The sequence below is a fragment of the Kocuria sp. CPCC 205258 genome, from assembly GCF_040981005.1.
GTDB classification, from domain to species: domain Bacteria; phylum Actinomycetota; class Actinomycetes; order Actinomycetales; family Micrococcaceae; genus Kocuria; species Kocuria rosea.
Window position 1 is genome coordinate 216,589 of record NZ_JAVKPS010000005.1, and the last position, 14,892, is coordinate 231,480.

Here is a 14,892-nt window from a genome sequence, read left to right on the forward strand (position 1 = left end):
ACTCCTCCTTCAGTTCCCCAGCAGCGGACGCTGCCGGGCCTTGTGCTGCTGGTAGACCTCGTAGGCCTCGTTCGTGGACTCGAGGGTGGCGGTGCCCGTGACGGGCACGTCCCACCAGGACTCGGAGCTGGGCGCGTCGATCAGCGGGTCCGACTCCACGTGCACGAGCACGGGACCGGAGCCCTCGGGCACGGCCTTGGCCTCGGCCACGGCCGCCTGCAGCCGGTCGATCACGCCCTCGCCGGGCTCGACGCGCAGCACGCGCACGCCGAGGGACTCGGCGTTGGTGGCGAGGTCGATCGGCAGCGTCGAGCCGTCGTCGAAGCTGTGCCGCTGCCCGTCGAGGTAGCGGTACTTCGTGCCGAAGCGCTGGGACCCCAGCTGCTCCGAGAGCGCACCGATCGAGGCGTAGCCGTGGTTCTGGATGAGCACCACCACGAGCTTGAGCCCCTCGGCCACGGCCGTGACGAGCTCGGTGTGCATCATCAGGTAGGAGCCGTCCCCGACCATGACGACGACGTCGCGCGCGTCCTGCGGCGTCCCGGCCCGCTGGGCCTCGGCCACGGCGGCCCGCTTGACCCCGAGCCCGCCGGCGATCTCGTAGCCCATGCAGGAGAACGCGTACTCGACGTGGTAGCCGAAGGCGTCCTTGACCCGCCACATCTTGTGCAGGTCACCGGGCAGCGAGCCCGCCGCGCACACGACGACGTCGCGGTCGTCCATGGCCTCGTTGACGGCCCCGATGATCTCGTTCTGGCTGGGCAGCGGCAGGTGCCGCTCGGAGAACACCGCGTCCACGGTCGCGTCCCAGCGCTGCTTCTCGGCCTCGACGGTCTCGGCGAGGTCCGCACCGACCCGGTACCCGCCGAGCGCCCTCGTCAGTTCGACGAGCGTCTTGCGGGCGTCGGCGACGACCGGCACGGCGGTGCCCTGCTTGTAGGCGTCGAACGCCGCGACGTTGATGTTGACGAAGCGCACGTCCGGGTGCTGGAACGCGGTGCGGGACGCGGTGGTGAAGTCCTCGTACCGGGTGCCGATGCCGATGACGAGGTCGGCGTCGGCGACCACGGCGTTGGAGGCCGTGGAGCCGGTGGAGCCGACGGCCCCGAGGCACAGCGGGTGGTCCCAGTCCATGACCCCCACGCCCGCCTGGGTGTAGGTCACGGGGATCCCGGTGGTCTCGGCGAACTCGGCCAGCGCCTCGGTGGCGAAGGAGTAGTGCACCCCGCCGCCGGCGATGACCACGGGCCGCTCGGCCGCGCGGATCGCCGCGACGGCCGCGCGGACGTCCTCCTCCTCGGGCGCCGGCCGGCGGATCCGCCACTCCCGGGGGGCGAGGAACTCCTCGGGCACCTCGAGCGGCTCGGCCTGCACGTCCTGCGGGAGCGCGATCGTCACGGCGCCGGTCTCGGCCGGGTCCGTGAGCACCCGCATGCCGTTGAGCAGCGCCGAGAACAGCTGCTCCGGCCGCCAGACGCGGTCGAAGTAGCGGCTGACCGGCCGGAAGACGTCGTTGACGGTGATGTCGTTGGCGTCGGGCCGCTCGAGCTGCTGGAGCACCGGGTCCGGGCGCCGGGAGGCGAACTGGTCCGAGGGGAACAGCAGCGCGGGCAGCCGGTTCGTGGTGGCCAGGGCGGCGCCGGTCACCATGTTGGTGGCACCGGGGCCGATCGAGGTGGACACCGCGAAGGTGGCCCGGCGCCGGGTGTGCCGGGCGTAGCCGACGGCCTGGTGCACCTGGGCCTGCTCGTTGCGGCCCTGGTAGTAGGGCATCAGGGCGGGGTCCTGGGCCTGGTACTGCTTCAGGGCCTGGCCCACCCCGGCCACGTTGCCGTGCCCGAAGATGCCGAACATGCCCGGGATCGTGCGCTGCCGGTACTCCTCGGCACCGATCCGGTCGACGGTCCACTGGTTGGCCAGGAACTCCACGAGCGCCTGGGAGACGGAGAGGGTGCGGGTGCTCATCGGGCGGCTCCTTCCTCGACGGTGTGCCCCTTGAGCAGGGACGCGGCGGTGGCCACGGCGCCGGCGACGTCGCCGTCCTCGGGGTAGAGGAGGGTGCGGCCGACGGTCAGACCCTGCACGCCGGGCAGCGCGAGGGCGGCCTCCCAGGTCGCGAAGACCTCATCGGGCCGGCCGCTCGGGTCGCCGCCCAGCAGGACCGTGGGCAGGGTGGTGGCCGCCATGACGCGCTCCATGTCCTCGACCACGGGCAGCTTCATCCACGTGTGCGCCGACGTGCCGCCGAGGCCCTGGGCGATCGCCACGGACTGGATCACGGCGTCGGCCGAGAGGTCGTTGACGATGCCGGTGCCGGTGATCCGGGAGATGAACGGCTCCACCATCGCGATGAGGCCGAGGGCGGCGAGGGAGTCCACCGCCCTGGCGGTGTTCTCCAGGACGGAGGTGGTGTGCGGGTCCTCGAAGCAGATGCGGGTGAGCATCTTGCCGCCGTCGGCGCCGATCCGGTCCAGTGCCTCGGCGGTGTGCCCCGTGAAGCGGTCGTCGATCTCGTTGACGAGGCCCGGCAGTCCGCCGCGGTTCATGGAGCCGAAGACGAGCTTGCCCTCGAGCGCCCCCAGCAGCAGCAGGTCGTCCAGCACGTCCGGGGAGGCGAGCACGCCGTCCACCTGGGGGTCCGCCAGGGCGATCTGCAGCCGGTCGAGCAGGCTGCGCCGGTCGGCCATGGCGTCGGCCTCGCCGCGCACCCGCAGGGCGCCGCGGGCCGCGTGGTCGGCGGCGACGACGAAGTTCTGCCGCCCGTGCACGGGTCCGGGGTGACGACGGCGGGAGTCCGCGGCGCGCTGGACGGCGCGCGGGTCCTCCAGCCGGACCCGGGTCAGGTGCTCGTAGCGGCGGGGGTCCGCCGTGTCGAGCTCGAGGGGGGTTGTCGTGGTCATCGGGTGGCTCCTTCGGGTACGGCGCGGCCGCGCTCGCGCAGCAGTTGGAAGACCTCGGCGGGGGTGGGCATGGCGTCGGAGCACGAGATCTTCGAGGCCACGATCGCGCCGGAGGCGTTGGCGTAGTCGAGGACCTGCTCGAGGCTCCAGCCCTGGTTGACGCCGTGGCAGAAGGCCCCGCCGAAGGAGTCGCCGGCGCCGAGGCCGTTGACGGTCTCCACGGGGACGGGGGCCGAGACCACTCGCTCGTCGCGGGTCTTGGCCATGACCCCCTCGGGGCCGAGCTTGACGACGGCGATCCGCACGCCGGCCTCCAGCAGCCGGTCGGCCTGCTCGTCGGGGGTGCCCTCCCCCACGGCCACCGCGCACTCCTTGTCGTTGCCGATGGCGATGGTCACGTGCTGGAGCAGCTCGTGGACCTGCGCGCGGGCGTCCTCCTCGGTGTCCCAGAACATGGGCCGGTAGTCGAGGTCCAGGATCGTGTGCTGGTCGGCCCGCAGCTGCTCGCGGGGACGGGCCTCGTGGGCGGCGAAGTGCGCCGCCCGGCTGGGCTCCTGGCACAGGCCCGTGACGGTGGACCACAGGATCCGCGTGTCGGCCACGACCTCGGTGTCGATCTCCTCGGGCCGGATCTGCAGGTCCGGGGCCGTGGGGAAGCGTCCGTAGAAGTACAGCGGGAAGTCCTCCGGCGGGCGGATCGCGCAGAACGTGGCGGGGGTCTGCAGACCCGGCACGGCGCTCACGAACCGGTCGTCCACGCCGTAGCGGGTGAGCTCGCGGTGCAGGAAGGTGGCGAACGGGTCGTCCCCGGTGCGGGTGATCACCGCGGTGGACTCGCCGTGGCGGGCCGCGGCGACCGCCACGTTGGAGGGCGATCCGCCGAGGTACTTGCGGAACGTGGTCACGTCCTCGAGGCCGACGCCCACGTCGTCGGGGTAGATGTCGACGCTGATGCGTCCCAGGGTCACGACGTCGTAGCTCACGCGTGGGCCTCCGTCCTCTGCTCGGTGTGCTGCGGGGTGCGGGCGGCGGCCTTCCGGGCCGCCTCGGCGCGCTCGGTCATCTGGGCCAGCTGGTAGCGGGAGACCTCCATCGCGCTCTCGTCCTCGGCGAAGACCGAGGAGACCATCACGGAGTCCGCCCGGTCCAGGAAGCCGTTGGCGGCCAGCCCGCCGAAGAACTCGTCCCAGTCGACGTCGCCGTCCCCGATCTTCAGGTGCTGGTGCACCCGGGCCGCGTTGCCCGGAGGGTTGGTGATGTAGCGCAGCCCGTGCGAGCGGTGGTGGTCCATCGTGTCCGCCACGTGCACCACGCGCAGGCGGTCGCCCACCGCGGCCATGATGTCCAGGGGCGCGTCCTCCATGTGGAAGGTGTGCGGGGCCACGTAGGCGAAGCCGAGGCTCGGGGAGTTCACGCCCCGGATCACCCGCCACGCCGCCAGGCCCTGCTCCACGAAGTCGTCGGGGTGCGGGTCGATCGCGATGTGCACGCCCTCCGCCTCGACGAGCGGCAGCAGCTCCTCCATGGAGCGGTAGAACGCGCGCTCCGACTCCTCGGACAGCTCGGGCCGGCCGGAGAACTCGGTGTTCATCTGCTGCACCCCGAGGTCCACCGTCATCCGGATGGCGCGCTTCCAGTACCGCACGGCGGCCTCACGGGCGTCGGGGTCCGGGGAGGACCAGCGCAGCACGGGCAGCACGGAGGCGATCTGCACCCCGGCGGCGCGGCAGGCCGCCCGCAGGTCCGCGACGAGCCGGTCGTCGGCCTTGGGGTGGTGGAAGAAGGGCAGGAAGTCGGCGTGCGGCGTGAGCTGCAGGTGGTCGTAGCCCAGGTCCGCGGCGAGCTGCGGGAACTCGAGCAGGGAGTGGGTGGAGTGGAACGGGGTGGGATCGAGGGCGATCTTCATGGGCGGATCTCCAGGTCTGTGGTGCGCGGACGGGTCAGCGGACGCGGGTGCGGGAGCCGCAGCCCAGCAGGTAGGAGCGCGTGCGGGTGGCGATGGGCAGCGGGACGTCGAAGGAGGAGACGGGGTACATGTCCTGCTCGACGATGCCGAAGACCGGCCGCTCCAGCTTCTCCACCTCTGCGATGACCTCCGCGAGGTCCGGCAGACCGGCGGGCGGCTCGACCATGACACCGGCGAGGTTGGCCGCGGCCCAGGTCAGGTTCTCCCGGCGCACGCGTTCGAGGACCACGGGGTCGATCTGCTTCAGGTGCAGGTAGCCGATCCGCTCGGGGTAGCGGCGGATGAGGTCCACGGAGGACGCTCCCCCGTACTCGGCGTGGCCCGTGTCCAGGCAGAGGGTGACCAGCTCGGGGTCGGTGCGCTGCAGGAAGGTCTCGATGTCGGGCTGGCCGCACACGTGGGAGTCGGCGTGGGAGTGGAACTGCTGCTGCAGACCGAAGTCCTCGCGCAGCACCTTCCCCAGCCGGTCGTGGCCCTCGCACAGCGCGTTCCACTGCTCGGTGCTCAGGTGCTCGTTCTCGAGCGCCTGGCCCGTCACGTCGTCCCGCCACATGGCCGGGATCACCACGATGTGCTCGCCGCCCATGGCTGCGGTCAGCTCGGCGACCTTCCGCGCGGGCTCCCACGCCTCCTGCCACTGGCCGGCGCCGCGGTGGAACGCCGTGAAGACGGTGCCCGCCGAGACCTTCAGGTTGCGCTGGGCGAGCTCGTCGGCGAGCCGGGCGGGGTCCGTGGGCAGGTAGCCGTAGGGACCCAGCTCGATCCAGGAGTAGCCCGCCTCGGCGACCTCGTCGAGGAAGCGCTCCCAGGGGGTCTGCTTCGGGTCGTCGGCGAACCACACGCCCCAGGAGTCGGGGGCGGTGCCGATGAGGACGGGGTTCTGCTGCTGCGCCGCCGCGCCGGCGGTCGTGGAGGTCGCGCTCTGCTGCGCCATGGTGACCTGCTTTCTGGTGCTGGACCGGCGTCACGGTGCGGATCCCGTGCGCCCGGCCGATCAGTGGTCCGGATCACAACCAGAATACGACATCAGGTCAGTTTGTAAAGACATACCGTCTAACTGCGCGCCGGGCGATCCCTGGAACCCGGTTCGAGGCCACCGAAGGTACGAAGGGACGCCGACCACGTCCTCTATTTGTCGTAATGTGTTAACATAGCTTCGAGTACGGTGGAACAGTCGTCCACCACGTGCCATCCACCGGAAGGACCCACCCGTGCCCCTCGTGCGCATCGACGTCACCGAAGACCGTCGAACCCCCGAACAGCTCCGCGAGCTCGCCGACACCGTGCAGGACGTCATGCTCGACACCTTCGCGGCCCCGCCCCGCGACCGCTACCAGATCATCACCGAGCACCGGCCCGGCCAGATCATCGCCGAGGACACCGGCCTCGGCCTCACCCGCACCGACGACCTCGTCATCGTCCAGGTGGTCCAGCAGGGCCGCAGCGAGGCCCAGAAGCAGGCCATGTACCGGGCTCTGGCCGACCGCCTCCGCGCACGCACCGGGCTGGACCCGCAGGACCTCATCGTCTCCGTCACCGAGAACACCCGCGAGGACTGGTCCTTCGGCGAGGGCGTCGCGCAGTTCCTCGAAGGCCGGCTCTGACTCCTCGGCCGGCCCGGAGCACGGGAAAAGCCCCGCCCACGGTGTTCGTGGACGGGGCCTTTCCCGGGTGCTGGGTCGACGGGCCGGAGCCCGCCGGGTCACTTCGTCTCGAAGATCTCCCGCATCAGCTGGGCGGTCTCGGACGGGGTCTTGCCGACCTTCACGCCCGCGGCCTCGAGGGCCTCCTTCTTGGCCTGCGCCGTGCCCGAGGAGCCGGAGACGATGGCGCCGGCGTGGCCCATGGTCTTGCCCTCGGGAGCGGTGAAGCCGGCGACGTAGCCGACGACCGGCTTGGAGACGTTCGCCTTGATGAAGTCCGCGGCGCGCTCCTCGGCGTCGCCGCCGATCTCGCCGATCATCACGATGGCCTCGGTCTCGGGGTCCGCCTCGAACGCCTCGAGGGCGTCGATGTGGGTGGTGCCGATGACCGGGTCACCGCCGATGCCGATGGCGGTGGTGAAGCCGATGTCGCGCAGCTCGTACATCATCTGGTAGGTCAGGGTGCCGGACTTGGAGACCAGGCCGATCTTGCCCTTGCCGGTGATGTTCGCCGGGGTGATGCCGACGAGCGACTCGCCCGGGGTGATGATGCCGGGGCAGTTCGGGCCGATGATGCGGGTGGTCTGCTTGCCGTCCGCACCGGTCCTCGACTTCGCGTACGCCCAGAACTCGGCGGAGTCCTGCACCGGGATGCCCTCGGTGATGACGACCACCAGCGGGACCGATGCGTCGATGGCCTCGATCACGGCGTCCTTCGTGAAGGCCGGCGGCACGAAGACGATCGACACGTCCGCGCCGGTCTTCTCGACGGCCTCGGCGACGGTGCCGAAGACCGGCAGCTCGACGCTGTTGCCGTCCTTGTCCTGGTGGGCCACGGTGGTGCCGGCCTTGCGGGCGTTGACGCCGCCCATGACCTGCGTCCCCGCCGCGAGCATGCGGCCGGTGTGCTTGGTGCCCTCGCCGCCGGTGATGCCCTGAACGATGACCTTGGAGTCCTTGTTCAAAAAGATTGACATTGCTGTTCGTTCCTTAGAAGTGTTCGTCCGGTCGGCGGATCAGTTGGCGGCGTGGGCGAGCTCGGCGGCCTTGTCCGCGCCCTCGTCCATGGTCTCGGCGAGGGTGACGAGCGGGTGGTTGGCGCCGGCCAGGATGCGCCGGCCCTCCTCGACGTTGTTGCCGTCCAGGCGGACCACGAGCGGCTTGTCCTCCTCGTCCCCGAGGATCTCGAGGGCCTTCACGATGCCGTTGGCCACGGCGTCGCACGCGGTGATGCCGCCGAAGACGTTGACGAACACGGACTTCACCTGCGGGTCGTTGAGGATCACGTCCAGGCCGGCGGCCATGACCTCGGCCGAGGCCCCGCCGCCGATGTCCAGGAAGTTGGCCGGCTTGACGTTGCCGTGCTTCTCGCCGGCGTAGGCGACGACGTCCAGGGTGGACATCACCAGGCCCGCGCCGTTGCCGATGATGCCGACCTCGCCGTCGAGCTTGACGTAGTTGAGGTCGTGCTCCTTGGCCTTCTCCTCCAGGGGGTCGGCGCTGGACTTGTCGGCGAGGGAGGCGTGCTCCGGCTGGCGGAACTCCGCGTTCTCGTCGAGGGTGACCTTGCCGTCGAGGGCGATGACCTGCCCGTCGCCGGTCTTCACCAGCGGGTTGACCTCGACGAGCGTGGCGTCCTCCTTCTTGAAGACGTCCCACAGCTTCACGAGCACGGGGACCACCTTCGCGGCGGTCTCGTCGTCGAACTTCGCCTCGCGGACGATCTCCTGGGCCTTGGCCTCGGTGATGCCCTCGGTCGGGACGACCTCGACGCGGGCGAGGGCCTCGGGCCGCTCGACGGCGAGCTGCTCGATCTCCACGCCGCCCTCGACGGAGCACATGGCCAGGTAGGAGCGGTTGGCGCGGTCCAGCAGGATCGAGAAGTAGTACTCCTCGGCGATGTCCGCGCCCTGGGCGATCATGACGCGGTGAACGGTGTGGCCCTTGATGTCCATGCCGAGGATCTGCTGGGCGTACTCGTAGGCCTCGTCGGCGGTCTTGGCGACCTTGACGCCGCCGGCCTTGCCGCGGCCTCCGACCTTGACCTGCGCCTTCACGACGGTGACCCCGCCGATCTTCTCGGCTGCGGCCCTTGCTTCTTCGGGGGTGGTCGCGACGATGCCCTGGAGCACGGGGACGCCGTGCTTCTCGAACAGGTCGCGTGCCTGGTATTCGAACAGGTCCACGGGTGAATGCCCTTCTTCGTCGAAGTCGTGGGCGGCGGCGACCCGGGCAGTGTGCGGGTCGTCCTCCGACCTGGTGGTGAACGGAGCACTCCGCATCCTCCCGGCCGGGGCCGGCAGGACGCGTCCGGGCCGTTCCGCGGAGCCGTTCCGGGCGCGGGACGTACCGGTGCACTCCCTGTACGAGACTGTAGTGCATGCTGAAACTGCGGCCACAACCGGGGACGCGCGCGTGCGGCCCGGCGATTCTTGATTGACTGGCCCCATGAGCTCTGTCGACTCCCCCGAGAACCGGGCGTTCGCCCCCGCCGATGCCGGCTTCCTCGTCTCGATCGCGACCTTCGCGTTCGTGGCCCTCGGGCTGGAGGCCGTGGTCGACGGCACGGTGCTCACCTTCACCGGCGGGATCCCCGACGTCTACCCGCTGGGCTGGCAGGTCGTCACCTGGCTGACCCTCGGCGCGGCGTGGCTCGGGATCCAGCGGGGCCTCGTGGCGTGGCTGCGCCACCGGGCGGCGGACCCCGCGGTCCCTGCGCCCTCGGGCCCCGCCCCCTCGTCCGCGGTCGACCACCGGCGGACCACCACGGCCCTGGTCGTCTTCGTGCTGGCCGTCCTGCTCGGGGTGATCCTGCCCGTCTTCCTCGTGGGCGAGTGGCGCGTGCAGCCGATCCAGCTCTACCTGGACCTCTACGCGGAGTACGGCGCGGGCGCGTGGCTCGGCATGGTGGGCTTCGCCGCCTACCACGTGGGGCGGGCCCTGCTCCTCGCGCTGGTCCTGACGTGCGTGCAGCGGGCCGTGGAGCTGCGCCGGCCGGCCCCCTGGACACGGGCCGCCCCGGTGGGCGGGCTCGTCCTCGGGCTCCTGCTCGCCCTGCCCGGGCTGGTCCTGGGCGGCTGGGCCTCCGTCGCCACTGCCGTGGTCTGCTGCACGCTGCTGGGCGTGGTGCACAACCTCACCGGCAGGTCGCTGCGCTGGGCGGCCCCCGCGGCCGTGGCGGTGCTGCTGTTCGTCTAGCGGCGCCGTCCGGGGCTCCTGTCGCCGTGCGTTTCTCCGGCTCGGGGCCCGGATCCGGCGGAGAAATGTTGCGGCGATCACAAGAATCTGTCCGTTGGGGTTCCCCGGCCCGACCATATGTCCTAACATAATGACATCAGGACCACTGAGACGTGCGTCACGCACGGAGTGACCCGTCCGACCCGTCAGCACCGTGCAGAGCGCACCGGTTGCGCCCGAGCAAAGGAACTCCCGATGGCCACCTCCTCACCCCGGGAAGCAGCAGCCACGCTGCCTCCCCTCACGTCCGGGCCGCATCGCAAGCGCCTCGGTCTCATCTCCGTCGTCGCCTGCTTCGGCGGCCTGCTCTTCGGCTACGACACCGGTGTGATCAACGGCGCGCTCCGACCGATGTCGGAGGAGCTCGGCCTCACCCCGTTCACCGAGGGCGTGGTCACCAGCTCGCTCGTCTTCGCCGCCGCCGTCGGCGCACTGTCCGGCGGCCGCCTCTCGGACGCCTGGGGACGCCGCAAGACCATCCTCCTGCTGGCCGTCCTGTTCTTCGTCGGCACGATGATCGTCGTCTTCACCCCGAGCTACGAGATCCTCGTGGTGGGGCGCATCTGCCTGGGCCTGGCCGTCGGCGGCGCCTCGGGCGTGGTGCCCGTCTTCCTCGCGGAGCTGGCCCCCTACGAGATCCGCGGCTCGATCGCCGGACGCAACGAGGTGGCCATCGTGATCGGCCAGCTCTCGGCGTTCGTGATCAACGCGATCATCGGCAACGTCTTCAGCGACGTCACCGGGGTCTGGCGGATCATGTTCGCGATCTCCGCGCTGCCGGCCGTGGCGCTGTTCATCGGGATGCTCCGGATGCCGGAGTCCCCGCGCTGGCTCGTCGAGAAGGGCCGGCACGAGGAGGCCCTCGAGGTGCTCAAGACGGTGCGCTCCGAGGACCGGGCGATCGCCGAGCTCGGCGAGGTCGAGCACATCACCGAGGAGGAGCGCGCCGAGAACCAGATCGGGCTGGGCGCGATCCTGACCAACAAGCACCTGGTCCGCATCATGCTCGTCGGCATCGGCCTGGGCATCGCCCAGCAGCTCACCGGCATCAACTCGATCATGTACTACGGGCAGATCGTGCTGATCGAGTCGGGCTTCAGCGCGAACGCGGCCCTGATCGCCAACATCGCCCCCGGCGTGATCGCCGTGGTCGGCGGCTTCATCGCGCTGTACATGATGGACCGGCTCGACCGGCGCAAGACCTTCATGATCGGCCTCACCCTCACCACCACCTGCCACCTGCTGATCGGGATCTCCGCGATGACGCTGGAGGAGGGCAACCCGCTGCGGCCCTGGGTGATCCTGGCCCTCGTGGTGGCCTTCGTCGGCTCCATGCAGACGTTCCTCAACGTCGCCGTGTGGGTGTACCTCTCAGAGGTGTTCCCCCTGCACATGCGCGGCTTCGGGATCGGCGTGTCCATCTTCGCGCTGTGGGTCGCCAACGGCGTCCTCTCGCTCTACTTCCCCTCCCTGGTCGCAGCGGTCGGCATCACCGGGACGTTCTTCCTCTTCGCCGGGGTCGGCGTGCTGGCGCTGCTCTTCGTCTACACCCAGGTCCCGGAGACCCGGGGACGCACCCTCGAGGCCCTCGAGGAGGACGTCTCGACCGGCGCGATCTACACGGTGAAGGCGAAGTCCTCCTAGGGTCGGGCAGCCGGAGAGGTCAGCGGCGGGGACGCCCTGACGTGCGGAGAGCCTCCGGCCGGAGCGTGGTCAGGGACCACGTCCGGCCGGAGGCTCTCCGCACGTCCCGCCCCGGCTCCGGCACGGGACCGGGGGACGAGAGCCACCGGTACGACCACCGCGGGGGCGGGCGGAACCGGGGCGGCTCAGCCGACCTTCGTCAGCGGCGCGTAGCGCAGCAGCAGCCGCTTCTCGTCGGCCCCGAACCGCACCTTCGCCACGGTCTTGTCGCCGGCGCCCTCGAGGGACACCACGGTGCCCTTCCCGAACGCCGTGTGGTCCACGGTGTCGCCGACCGAGAGGCTGGGGATCTCCTTGTTGGGCTGGACCCGTCCGGCCGTGGTGGCCCGGGACGGCGCCATCCGCTCGAAGGCCGCGTTCGACGCCGCGGCGGCGCCCCAGTAGGAGCCCCGCATCGGGTCCCGCTGCCCGGAACCGCCGCCGTGCAGCGAGGAGCCCCACGACGCCGGGGCCGAGGACCCCTCGCGCTTCCAGTCGAGGAGCTCCGCCGGGATCTCGTCGAGGAACGGGCTGGCCGGGTTGTACTGGGACTGACCCCACATGGAGCGGAACTCGGAGCGGGTGAGGTAAAGGCGCTCGCGGGCCCGGGTGAGCCCCACGTAGGCGAGCCGCCGCTCCTCCTCCATCTCCTTCTCGTCCGTGAGGGAGCGCTGGTGCGGGAACAGCCCGTGCTCCATGCCGGTCAGGAAGACCACGGGGAACTCGAGGCCCTTGGCGGTGTGCAGGGTCATGAGCGTGACCACGCCCTGGGCGCGGGCCTCGGCGACCTCCGCCGCGATCTGCTCGGCGCTCGGTCCGCCCTCGGTGCCGGCGGCGGGCCGGTTCGGGATCTGGTCGGCGTCGGCCACGAGGGAGACGTGCTCGAGGAACTCGGGCAGCCCGGCGTCGGGGTGGTCCCGCTCGAACTCGCGGACCACGGCCACGAGCTCCGCGAGGTTCTCGACCCGGGACTCGTCCTGGGGGTCCTGCGACTGGCGCAGCGCGGCGAGGTATCCGGACTGCTCCAGGACGGCCTCGAGGACCGTGGCGGCCCCCGAGCCCTCGGCGACCGAGGCGAGGTCGTCCATGAGCTGGACGAAGGCCTTGACCGCGTTCAGGGAGCGGGTGGCCATGCCGGGTGCCTCGTCGGCGCGGCGCAGCGCGGCCATGAAGGAGACCCGCTCGCGCTCGGCAAGGGCCGCGGCGGCGCCCTCCGCACGGTCGCCGATGCCGCGCTTGGGCTCGTTGACGATCCGGCGGACGTTGATGTCGTCGTCCGGGTTCACGATCGCGCGCAGGTAGGACAGGGCGTCCTTGATCTCCTTGCGCTCGTAGAAGCGGGTGCCGCCCACCACCTTGTAGGGCAGGCCCACGCGCATGAGGATCTCCTCGAGGGAGCGGGACTGCGCGTTGGTGCGGTAGAACACGGCGACGTCGCCGGGGCGGTACCCGTCCTCGTCCTGGAGACGGTCGATCTCCTCGGCGATGAAGCGGGCCTCCTCGTGCTCGTTCTCGGCGGCGTAGCCGGTGATCTTCTCGCCGCTGCCGGAGGCCGTCCACAGCCGCTTGTCCCGGCGGCCCTTGTTCTTGGCGATCACCGCGTTGGCCGCGGTGAGGATGTTCTGGGTGGACCGGTAGTTCTGCTCCAGCAGGATGGTGCGGGCCTGGGGGTAGTCCTGCTCGAAGTCGACGATGTTGCGGATGTCGGCCCCGCGGAACGCGTAGATCGACTGGTCCGAGTCCCCCACGACGGTCAGCTCGGCGGGCGGCACGGGGCTCGCCCCCGGCCCGGTCCCGACGAGCTCCCGGACCAGCGCGTACTGGGCGTGGTTGGTGTCCTGGTACTCGTCGATGAGCACGTGCCGGTACCGCCGCCGGTAGTACTCGGCGACCTGCGGGAACGCCCGGAGCATGTGCACGGTCTGGGCGATGAGGTCATCGAAGTCCATGGCGTTGGCCGCGCGCAGCCGCTCCGTGTAGCCGCGGTAGACCTGGGCCACGGCGCTCTCGAAGGGGTCGGTCTCGGAGACCCGGGACAGGTACGTCTCGTCGTCGACGAGCTCGTTCTTCAGCGCGGAGATCCGGTGCTGGATGCTCTTGGGCGCGAAGCGCTTGGGGTCGAGGTCGTGCTGCTTGGCCACGAGGGTGAGCAGCCGCAGGGAGTCGGCGGAGTCGTAGATGGAGAAGGTCGACTTCAGGCCCACGCTGGCGGCCTCCCGCCGCAGCACGCGCACGCAGAAGGAGTGGAAGGTGGAGATCGACATCGACCTCGCGGAGTCCCCCACCAGCTCCACCACGCGCTCGCGCATCTCGGCGGCGGCCTTGTTCGTGAACGTGATCGCCAGGATCTCGCCCTGGTGGGCGCGCCCGGTGGCCAGCAGGTGCGCGATCCGGTGGGTCAGCACCCGGGTCTTGCCGGAGCCGGCGCCGGCGACGATCAGCAGCGGTGAGCCGGAGTGCTCCACGGCGGCCCGCTGCGGGTCGTTGAGCCCCTCCACCAGGGCGTCGGCGGAGACGGTGCCCCGCCGCGGGCGGGTGTCGGTGCCGGGGCGGGCCACGGAGGCGGAGGGCAGGAGCGGGTTGTCGAAGAGGTAGTCCATCGTGGACCCAGTCTACCGAGGCCCGGCGACAGCCGGGCCGGCCGGGGGACGGCCCTCAGACGAAGTGCAGTTCGAGCCGGTGCCGGCCGTTGTCGTCCTCGACCCACAGCTCCGAGTCGGCGACCGTGACCCGGACGGGCCGCTTCAGCTCGATCTCGTCGTCGAACTCGACGGAGCCCTCGGTCCCTCCGCCGTAGACGGTGTCGAGCTCCCGGCTGGCCGGGTCGAGGTGCCGGATGGCGTCGTTGCCGGTGTCGGCGATCACGATGGAGCCGTCGTAGAGGATCTGCAGGTCCTCGGGGTGGTCCAGCTGGGCCACGTCCGCGGACCCGTCCGCGAACCCCGCGCCCGCACGGCCGACCACGGTGCAGACCTGCGGGGCGCCGTCGGGCTTGTCGGTGTCGATCTCGATGCAGCGCAGGGACGAGGAGTCCCGGTCGATGAGCCACAGCGTGCCGTTGCCGTCCTCGGTGATGGAGACGGTCGCGGCGAACTTGGCCTGCGCCGCCTTCCCGTCCCGCCGCCCGGACTCGCCCGTGCCCGCGAACTCGTACAGCACGTCGGTGTACGGGTCCCAGCGGAAGAGCCGGTGCAGGGAGGGCACCGCCACGATCACGGCCGAGAGCTTGTGCGACCACACCATGTCCGCGATGGGGGCGCCGCCGAGGACGGAGCAGTCCACCGTGCGGCGCACCGTCTCGTGGTCCTTCTCGAACAGCGTCAGCACGTTGCCCTCGGTCAGCCGCATGAGCAGGCCGTCCGGGAGTCCGATGGACAGTTCCATGACCGGCACCTCCGTGTCGTCCTCGTCGAGCGCCCGGTCGTCGTCGGCCGGTCCGCCCCCCGTGCGGCCCGTCAGGGCC

At 71.0% G+C, this 14,892-nt stretch carries 12 protein-coding genes; 3 read left to right on the forward strand and 9 right to left on the reverse strand.

All coding sequences use genetic code 11. From position 1 onward, the window contains the following. Positions 1-9: 9 nt before the first annotated feature. Genes iolD through RF644_RS11055 form a run of 5 tightly spaced genes read right to left on the reverse strand, consistent with a single transcriptional unit; the run spans position 10 to position 5,800 of the window. On the reverse strand, positions 10-1,965 hold the full coding sequence (gene iolD, locus RF644_RS11035) for a 3D-(3,5/4)-trihydroxycyclohexane-1,2-dione acylhydrolase (decyclizing) (protein ID WP_368796558.1): 1,956 nt from the start codon (positions 1,963-1,965) through the stop codon (positions 10-12). Beyond that, on the reverse strand, positions 1,962-2,900 hold the full coding sequence (locus RF644_RS11040) for a hypothetical protein (protein WP_035926938.1): 939 nt from the start codon (positions 2,898-2,900) through the stop codon (positions 1,962-1,964). The genes iolD and RF644_RS11040 overlap by 4 nt, the downstream gene beginning before the upstream one ends. Then, a complete protein-coding gene (gene iolC, locus RF644_RS11045; RefSeq protein ID WP_126349894.1) occupies positions 2,897-3,883 on the reverse strand; it encodes a 5-dehydro-2-deoxygluconokinase in 987 nt (328 codons plus the stop codon). The genes RF644_RS11040 and iolC overlap by 4 nt, the downstream gene beginning before the upstream one ends. Then, entirely contained in the window at positions 3,880-4,806 is a 927-nt protein-coding gene (locus tag RF644_RS11050; RefSeq protein WP_368796559.1) for a sugar phosphate isomerase/epimerase family protein, read from the reverse strand. Before RF644_RS11050 ends, iolC begins: the two co-directional genes overlap by 4 nt. A gap of 34 nt (positions 4,807-4,840) precedes the next feature. Beyond that, entirely contained in the window at positions 4,841-5,800 is a 960-nt protein-coding gene (locus RF644_RS11055; RefSeq protein ID WP_017832725.1) for a sugar phosphate isomerase/epimerase, read from the reverse strand. A gap of 277 nt (positions 5,801-6,077) precedes the next feature. On the opposite strand from RF644_RS11055, the gene RF644_RS11060 reads away from it, so the two are divergent. Further along, positions 6,078-6,470 carry a tautomerase family protein gene (locus RF644_RS11060; protein WP_368796561.1) on the forward strand — a complete coding sequence of 131 codons (393 nt, stop codon included), beginning with the start codon at positions 6,078-6,080 and terminating at the stop codon, positions 6,468-6,470. 98 nt (positions 6,471-6,568) lie between these two features. On the opposite strand, the gene sucD is transcribed toward RF644_RS11060, so the two are convergent. Together sucD and sucC are read right to left on the reverse strand one after the other, a co-directional pair. Further along, positions 6,569-7,486, reverse strand: a complete 918-nt coding sequence (gene sucD, locus RF644_RS11065) for a succinate--CoA ligase subunit alpha (RefSeq protein ID WP_031282624.1) — start codon at positions 7,484-7,486, stop codon at positions 6,569-6,571. 39 nt (positions 7,487-7,525) lie between these two features. Beyond that, the gene (sucC, locus tag RF644_RS11070; RefSeq protein WP_017832728.1) at positions 7,526-8,695 is read right to left on the reverse strand and encodes an ADP-forming succinate--CoA ligase subunit beta; all 1,170 of its coding nucleotides are present in this window, start codon (positions 8,693-8,695) and stop codon (positions 7,526-7,528) included. A gap of 262 nt (positions 8,696-8,957) precedes the next feature. Here sucC and RF644_RS11075 point away from each other — a divergent pair, with 262 nt between their 5' ends. After that, the gene (locus RF644_RS11075; protein WP_368796562.1) at positions 8,958-9,707 is read left to right on the forward strand and encodes a hypothetical protein; all 750 of its coding nucleotides are present in this window, start codon (positions 8,958-8,960) and stop codon (positions 9,705-9,707) included. 234 nt (positions 9,708-9,941) lie between these two features. Next, on the forward strand, positions 9,942-11,390 hold the full coding sequence (locus RF644_RS11080) for a sugar porter family MFS transporter (protein WP_368796564.1): 1,449 nt from the start codon (positions 9,942-9,944) through the stop codon (positions 11,388-11,390). Positions 11,391-11,575: 185 nt separating this feature from the next. On the opposite strand, the gene pcrA is transcribed toward RF644_RS11080, so the two are convergent. Together pcrA and RF644_RS11090 are read right to left on the reverse strand one after the other, a co-directional pair. Next, positions 11,576-14,029 (reverse strand): DNA helicase PcrA, encoded by a 2,454-nt coding sequence (pcrA, locus tag RF644_RS11085; protein WP_368796565.1) that lies wholly within the window; start codon positions 14,027-14,029, stop codon positions 11,576-11,578. Positions 14,030-14,084: 55 nt separating this feature from the next. Next, on the reverse strand, positions 14,085-14,813 hold the full coding sequence (locus RF644_RS11090; protein ID WP_368796567.1) for an integrase: 729 nt from the start codon (positions 14,811-14,813) through the stop codon (positions 14,085-14,087). Positions 14,814-14,892: the final 79 nt, after the last annotated feature.

Excerpts from the sequence above, each read along its gene's own strand:
- sucD (WP_031282624.1), bottom strand. The coding sequence starts at position 7,486 with ATGTCAATCTTTTTGAACAAGGACTCCAAGGTCATCGTTCAGGGCATC.
- RF644_RS11080 (WP_368796564.1), top strand. The coding sequence starts at position 9,942 with ATGGCCACCTCCTCACCCCGGGAAGCAGCAGCCACGCTGCCTCCCCTC.
- RF644_RS11050 (WP_368796559.1), bottom strand. The coding sequence starts at position 4,806 with ATGAAGATCGCCCTCGATCCCACCCCGTTCCACTCCACCCACTCCCTG.
- RF644_RS11055 (WP_017832725.1), bottom strand. The coding sequence starts at position 5,800 with ATGGCGCAGCAGAGCGCGACCTCCACGACCGCCGGCGCGGCGGCGCAG.
- iolD (WP_368796558.1), bottom strand. The coding sequence starts at position 1,965 with ATGAGCACCCGCACCCTCTCCGTCTCCCAGGCGCTCGTGGAGTTCCTG.
- RF644_RS11090 (WP_368796567.1), bottom strand. The coding sequence starts at position 14,813 with ATGGAACTGTCCATCGGACTCCCGGACGGCCTGCTCATGCGGCTGACC.
- RF644_RS11075 (WP_368796562.1), top strand. The coding sequence starts at position 8,958 with ATGAGCTCTGTCGACTCCCCCGAGAACCGGGCGTTCGCCCCCGCCGAT.
- pcrA (WP_368796565.1), bottom strand. The coding sequence starts at position 14,029 with ATGGACTACCTCTTCGACAACCCGCTCCTGCCCTCCGCCTCCGTGGCC.
- RF644_RS11040 (WP_035926938.1), bottom strand. The coding sequence starts at position 2,900 with ATGACCACGACAACCCCCCTCGAGCTCGACACGGCGGACCCCCGCCGC.